Raw genomic sequence first — 6080 nt, 5'->3', positions numbered from 1 at the left:
AGCAAGATGTGACGGCTTACATGAAATATTACAACTTGGAGCGACTTCATTCTGCTAATGACAATCTGTCACCGGTAGAGTTTGAAAATTCTCAAGTAAAAGTGTCCAGTTTGGGTTGACCAGTACAGGCTCCTAATAAATACCTATAAATTACAGGTTTTATGAGTGAGGGATAATTAAGAGCTGTGTCCCTTAATGCAAAGCGCTCTAAAAGTTATGCCAGTCCTATCTTTCGCTTGGCGTAGCTCGAAAACACCAGAAATACAGCAAGCGCTGAGTAACAAGTATCTTAAGAAAGTAGGATTGTATTCACTGGGAGATGGATGGATCGCGGTTCACTATCCGAACCAGAGCCTTCTAAATGAACCGCACAGTGCGGAGCCGCATGCAGGCTGGTGTGGGCTGGACGCTATATTCCTCCCAGTGCCCTATTATGTTTGTTTATTTTTAGTTGCTTTTGATTGGCTAACAACTAATACCTCCATAACTTCTTTATGAAGTAGCTCTCTTTGGGACTTGACTTTATTAATAAGGTCTTTTGATTTTAGCCAAGCTACAAGTGATAAAACAGGTGTTGGTATAAAAGCAAATATTATTATTGTTACCATTGCAGCAGCAGAAAAAGTCCCTTTATAAAAGCCTGATGTAATTAGAAAAGTAATAGGTATTAATGATGCAAGAATTGATAATTTTGCTAGAAGAATATAAAGCTTATCTAAATCAAGTTTTTTAATAGAATATGACCTTTCTACCAAACCAATTATTGCTCCCAGGCCTGAGTGAGGGTGGTCATGGCCAAAATCATTTAGAACTTCTTTGGCATTGTTAAGTTGTTTTTCTATTGCAATAAGAGGGAAATTATAAGCAGATCTGATGAAGCCATAAGCAAGACATAAGGCGGTTGCAACCTCAAAAACACTGCTAAAATCCGATAATGGATACATTTTTCCTCCTTCTTAAAGTATAACGTCTCGCTGTGCTGTTTGCGGGGCATAAATCGCTTGTTGGACTTGGCCGCTGCCACATCCATGTCAATTGGTATAAATGATGCTATAGGAATTTGCTTTTTTGCGGTAGCGGTTTTTATACCGTTTTATGGGTAATCACTTAATATCGTTTTAGCTTTCTCATTCTTTTACATAAAAGAAAGGACATATATGGTCACCTCGGGTTTAGCAAGGTGAGGCTGTTCATAATTCTGTGTCAGGTTAATTTCACAGATCGATATGGCTTTCTAAGCGTCCTTCAAAATGGATTGAGAGCTGTGATAGCGTCAAATTCCAGTTTTGGATGGAAAAGAAAGGGCAGGCTGAACTCTTTGGGATTAAGGGTTAACACTGTAAATTCAGGAGTTCACCTTCCCCTGCGAAGTTGTCGAAATACGCAGATAAAAATGTCGTAGCGACATCATGGATGATGGCGCAGGCTCGGGGGCACATGGATGTGCCATCTGAGCCGTTAGGCGATTTTTGTTGGAGTATGAGACCACTAACTAATGCATGTAACTTCGCTAGGGTGAGTGCTGCGTAGCAGGGTTTCGAACGAGAGCCAGGGATGGCGAACTGGCAGTTAGACATGGAGGTTGTTCGTCATGGAGCATCCAAGGAGGATATAACGAGCAGTCCTCCTTAGTCGATTTCTTAATAAAAAATCAGGGGTGAAGCGCCACGACGTTGATGTAGATTTTGACTTTGATTCGAAAATCCAAACGAAGTTTGGAAACCTGAGAGGTTACTCTTCTGGAACAGTAAATGCCGCTTCGGCTTTCTCTAATTCTTGCTCGGTTTTAAGCTCAAACGCTTGCTGCTTTTTAAGTTTGGCTTCTTCTTCGAGTGCGGCTTCTCTTTGTTTAAATTCGTGTCTCTCTGGTTTAGTCAAAAACTTAAACGCGAGCTTGTTGCCCAGCACGTAGGCGACCACGTCTTCGCCTTTTACTCGGCGCTCATCAACACGTTGTGAAAAACGGGCGTTATCGCGGGCTTTACGTTCTTCGGCATTTAACTTACTCATAATCTTGTCTCTTCATTTAGTTAATCACGGTAGTGTTCCACTACGTTCAGTTAAACAAATGAGTTGTGTTGCACATTCATAAAGCTGATTGGAGGGGATTCTACCATAAGCTAGCCCGAAATCAGCGGAGTAAAAGCCGAAACAATATTGGTATTCCCATTCGACACTGAGTAAACTTTCGCTCCCATGTGTTGATCCGGTGCTGTAATGACCTTTCCCGAGCTTTCTTCTTCCCCTGAGTCGTTAACTTTTGCCAAGCTTGGCTTAAATTCGGCCTTACTTAAGGCGTTGCCTGCAGCGTTGGTGCAACCCACTCGGGTGCAGCAGTTGGCTATTCCTGTGGTGCTAGCGGGACAAGATGTATTGGCTTTAGCGCAAACAGGCAGCGGTAAGACGTTGGCCTTTGGTTTGCCACTGCTACAAAAACTGCAGCAATCATTACAGCCGTTATCTAAATCACAGGTATCGCTAAAACCCATAAATACCGCAAAGCATAACGCTAAAGGTGGCGGTGTTTATCTGGCTGAGGCTTTTGCATCTGTGCTGATATTAGTGCCAACCCGCGAGTTGGCAATGCAAGTGACCGAGGCGCTGCAAACCTTGGCGAGTAATCTATTCGCGCAATGTGCGACGTTACAGCCGATTACTATCCAAACCCTTTGCGGCGGCGTTGAGCTTGAAACGCAATTGGCAGAGCTAGCCGCCAAGTCGCAGGTGTTGGTGGCAACGCCGGGGCGATTACTCGATTTATGCCAGCAATCGCATATCGCTCTTAACGCAATAAAGTATTTAGTGCTCGATGAAGCCGACCGTTTACTTGAAATGGGCTTTTGGCCTGATATACAAAAGCTATTAGCGTTAATGCCTAAATCTCGCCAGACCTTGCTGTTTTCAGCGACCTTTCCGCCAGCGTTAGAACAAGTCGCGAGCCAATTATTAAGCCATAGCGCGCAGCGTATTGAAGCCCAACAACTTAACTCAGTGGTCGCTGAGATTGAAGAACAGTTGTATTTAGTCAACAAGGGCAGTAAGGCGCAGGTGTTAATTGCGTTATTAAAACAATATCAATGGCCACAGGTGCTAGTGTTTATCAGTGCCCGTGATGATGCCGATGCGGTTGCCAAACGCCTTGCTAAAGCGGGGATGAAAGTTGCTGCGCTGCACGGTGAAAAAGATCAAACTGTACGCAGCCAAACCTTAGCCGACTTTAAAGCCAATAAGCTGCAAGTATTGGTGGCCACAGATTTAATGGCGCGAGGCATTCATGTCGATGCTTTGCCTGTGGTGATTAATTTGGATTTGCCCATGAGCGCGCCAGTATATGTGCATCGCATTGGTCGCACTGCCAGAGCGGGCGCCAAAGGGCTGGCGATTTCCCTTGTGTGCCACAGTGAAATGCCGACCCTAGCGGCAATCCGCACCTTGACCACTCGGGAGTTGCCGCTGGCATTATTGGCCGATTTTCCAGTAACGGATAAGCCAAGTGAAAAAGCTAGTGATGTTGTAGAGGGTGGCAAGGTTGAACGTAAACGAGCGCCGCGGGATAAACAGGCAAACCGCCGTAGCATTAATAAGCACAGCGCCAAAGAGTTTAAAGGTAAGCGTTGATTGCTTGAGGCTGAAAGGAGTTAAGTGATGGCATCAACCTTAGGGTTAAGTAAAGCACTGCATAACATGGTGAATAACGGTTTAACGACCCAGCACTTTATGCTTCGACCATTTCAGCGAGCGGATCTTAAGGCTTTTGCCGCCTATCGCGCCGACCCTCAGGTTGCTAAATATCAAAGCTGGAGTGATTACTGCTATAGCGATGCTATAGCCCTTTATGAAGGCATGGATTATACGCAATTTGGCGCCGCAGGAAAATGGTTTCAGTTAGCGATTGTCTTTACGGCGGGAGCCACTTTGACCAAGCTCGTTGGCGATCTGGCATTACATTTTATTGATGAACAACAGGTTGAAATTGGCTTTACGATTGCGCCTGAGTATCAAGGTCAACATATCGCTTTTGAAGCCGTCAGCGCATTGCTGGATTACCTCTTTATTGAATTGCATAAGCATAGAGTCATTGCCGTCACCGATACACAAAATCTTGCCTGCTGTCGTTTACTGGAAAAACTCCATTTTAGGCGCGAAGCTCATTATGTAAAAAACACCTTTTTTAAGGGCGCATGGGGCGATGAGTATCTTTATGCCATGTTAAAAGAGGAGTATTAATTCCTTACGGGGATGTCGGCGAACAAATATTAATAGTATGCGATATCGCTAAGGATGGTTAATTGGCTTATCTCATCCATAGCAGTAAAATCTTGCGATAAGTTGCATCAATATGTTGCTCTCGCTTTTAAGCTCATAATGGATTTAAGGAGTTTTAGATGAAATCAATGCGTTTAGGCTTAGTGGGTTTGGCAGTCGTGCTCGGATTAACCGCTTGTATGAGTACCCAATCGCCAACGGGACGCGGGCAGACATTGCTCTATTCATCGGCGCAGATGCAGCAGATGGGTGATGCTTCTTTTGAAGAGATGAAAAAGCAGCAAAATGTGAGTAGCGATAAAAAGCTGACGCAATACGTGAATTGCGTGGCTAATCGCGTCACGGCAGTGCTGCCGGATCAAACCCAGCGCTGGGATGTGGTGTTGTTTGACTCAGAACAAGTTAACGCCTTTGCACTGCCTGGTGGTCATATCGGCGTATACACTGGATTGCTCAAAGTGGCTAATGGTCCCGATCAGCTGGCAACTGTATTAGGTCACGAAGTGGCGCATGTATTAGCGCAGCACGGTAATGAACAGGTTTCTCGCGGGCAGTTAACGGGTGTAGGCATGCAAATTGCCGATGCTGCGCTTGGCGTGAGCGGGGTGGCTAATCGTGACTTATATATGTCAGCGTTAGGTCTTGGTGCTCAGGTCGGGGTGATTTTGCCCTTTGGCCGTGCGCAAGAAAGCGAAGCCGATATTATGGGGTTAGAGTTGATGGCGCGGGCAGGTTTTGATCCGGCACAGAGCGTTCAATTATGGCAAAATATGTCGAAGGTGGGTGGTAGCCAAGGGCCCGAATTATTATCGACCCATCCATCAAACAGTAATCGCATCGAGCAGTTACAACAGTTACAAGCGCAAATGCAGCCGTTATATGCCACTGCTAAAGCGCAGGTAAAGAATCAGTGCGTTGCCCCAAAATAAATGGATCGTACGCTAATAGCAGTAAAGCTCTAGTGCTTGCTATTCCTTTGGTCGCATTGAGATAAAGGGCGGATGAGCTAAGTTTTTGGATAAATACGCATTAAGGGGCTAAAAAAGGCTCGTTAATTAAATAAGCAGTCAGTTTAACAGCATAGGGCGTAGAACTATGATAAACTGGCGCGCAAAATTCCACTGAGCAATTGAGAGTCGTTAATTATGTCTGATAAATTCAGTACTGTTGAACAACAAGCAAGTTACGGTGTAGGCCGTCAAATGGGTGAGCAACTGGCCGCCAATTCTTTTGATGGTGTAGATATTTCTGCCGTTCAAGCGGGTTTAGCTGATGCGTTTGCTGGTTTAGAAAGCGCAGTGTCTATGCAAGATCTGCAAGTGGCTTTCACTGAAATCAGTGGTCGTATCCAAGCGGCACAAGAGCAATCTGCTGCTGCTGCCTCTGAAGAAGGCGATGCGTTTTTAGCTGAAAATGCTAAGCGTGATGGCGTAACTGTGACTGACTCTGGTCTGCAGTTCGAAGTATTAGTCCAAGGCGATGGCGCTAAGCCAACTTACGAAGACACAGTACGTACTCATTACCACGGTTCTTTCATTAATGGTGATGTGTTCGACAGCTCTGTGGTTCGTGGCCAACCTGCTGAGTTTCCAGTATCTGGCGTTATCGCTGGCTGGACCGAAGCACTGCAACTGATGCCAGTCGGCACTAAGTTAAAATTATTTGTGCCACATCACTTAGCTTACGGTGAGCGCGGCGCGGGGGCATCGATTCCTCCTTACTCAACGTTAGTATTTGAAGTTGAGTTATTAGATATCATCTAATAGTGATAAAACGCCTAAGCCTGTCTTAGGCGTTTTCTTATGGAAGCCTAA

7 protein-coding genes are annotated in these 6080 nt (G+C 45.2%); 5 read left to right on the top strand and 2 right to left on the bottom strand.

What is annotated here, in order from left to right:
• A partial coding sequence (locus ACRN9H_RS04890; RefSeq protein WP_220733647.1) for an IS3 family transposase occupies positions 1-119 on the top strand: 119 nt, incomplete at its 5' end.
• 312 nt (positions 120-431) lie between these two features.
• On the opposite strand, the gene ACRN9H_RS04885 is transcribed toward ACRN9H_RS04890, so the two are convergent.
• Positions 432-944 (bottom strand): hypothetical protein, encoded by a 513-nt coding sequence (locus tag ACRN9H_RS04885; RefSeq protein WP_432312678.1) that lies wholly within the window; start codon positions 942-944, stop codon positions 432-434.
• A gap of 787 nt (positions 945-1731) precedes the next feature.
• Complete coding sequence (locus ACRN9H_RS04880) at positions 1732-2010, bottom strand: DNA polymerase III subunit epsilon (RefSeq protein WP_432312677.1); 279 nt, start codon at positions 2008-2010, stop codon at positions 1732-1734.
• A gap of 207 nt (positions 2011-2217) precedes the next feature.
• On the opposite strand from ACRN9H_RS04880, the gene ACRN9H_RS04875 reads away from it, so the two are divergent.
• From ACRN9H_RS04875 to ACRN9H_RS04860, 4 genes are all read left to right on the top strand, one after another.
• Positions 2218-3618, top strand: a complete 1401-nt coding sequence (locus tag ACRN9H_RS04875; protein ID WP_432312676.1) for a DEAD/DEAH box helicase — start codon at positions 2218-2220, stop codon at positions 3616-3618.
• A gap of 27 nt (positions 3619-3645) precedes the next feature.
• Positions 3646-4227: a GNAT family N-acetyltransferase gene (locus ACRN9H_RS04870; RefSeq protein WP_432312675.1), complete on the top strand. Its 582-nt coding sequence runs from the start codon at positions 3646-3648 to the stop codon at positions 4225-4227.
• 158 nt (positions 4228-4385) lie between these two features.
• On the top strand, positions 4386-5195 hold the full coding sequence (locus tag ACRN9H_RS04865; protein ID WP_432312674.1) for a M48 family metallopeptidase: 810 nt from the start codon (positions 4386-4388) through the stop codon (positions 5193-5195).
• 216 nt (positions 5196-5411) lie between these two features.
• A complete protein-coding gene (locus tag ACRN9H_RS04860; protein ID WP_220772449.1) occupies positions 5412-6029 on the top strand; it encodes an FKBP-type peptidyl-prolyl cis-trans isomerase in 618 nt (205 codons plus the stop codon).
• Positions 6030-6080: the final 51 nt, after the last annotated feature.

It is taken from the genome of Shewanella sp. MF08487 (assembly GCF_050848685.1).
GTDB classification, from domain to species: Bacteria; Pseudomonadota; Gammaproteobacteria; order Enterobacterales; family Shewanellaceae; genus Shewanella; species Shewanella glacialipiscicola.
This window is presented reverse-complemented; position numbering and strand designations above follow the sequence as displayed.

Bases quoted from the DNA above. Each gene is read 5' to 3' on its own strand.
- ACRN9H_RS04870 (WP_432312675.1), top strand. From the start codon at position 3,646: ATGGCATCAACCTTAGGGTTAAGTAAAGCACTGCATAACATGGTGAAT.
- ACRN9H_RS04880 (WP_432312677.1), bottom strand. From the start codon at position 2,010: ATGAGTAAGTTAAATGCCGAAGAACGTAAAGCCCGCGATAACGCCCGT.
- ACRN9H_RS04860 (WP_220772449.1), top strand. From the start codon at position 5,412: ATGTCTGATAAATTCAGTACTGTTGAACAACAAGCAAGTTACGGTGTA.
- ACRN9H_RS04885 (WP_432312678.1), bottom strand. From the start codon at position 944: ATGTATCCATTATCGGATTTTAGCAGTGTTTTTGAGGTTGCAACCGCC.
- ACRN9H_RS04865 (WP_432312674.1), top strand. From the start codon at position 4,386: ATGAAATCAATGCGTTTAGGCTTAGTGGGTTTGGCAGTCGTGCTCGGA.
- ACRN9H_RS04875 (WP_432312676.1), top strand. From the start codon at position 2,218: ATGACCTTTCCCGAGCTTTCTTCTTCCCCTGAGTCGTTAACTTTTGCC.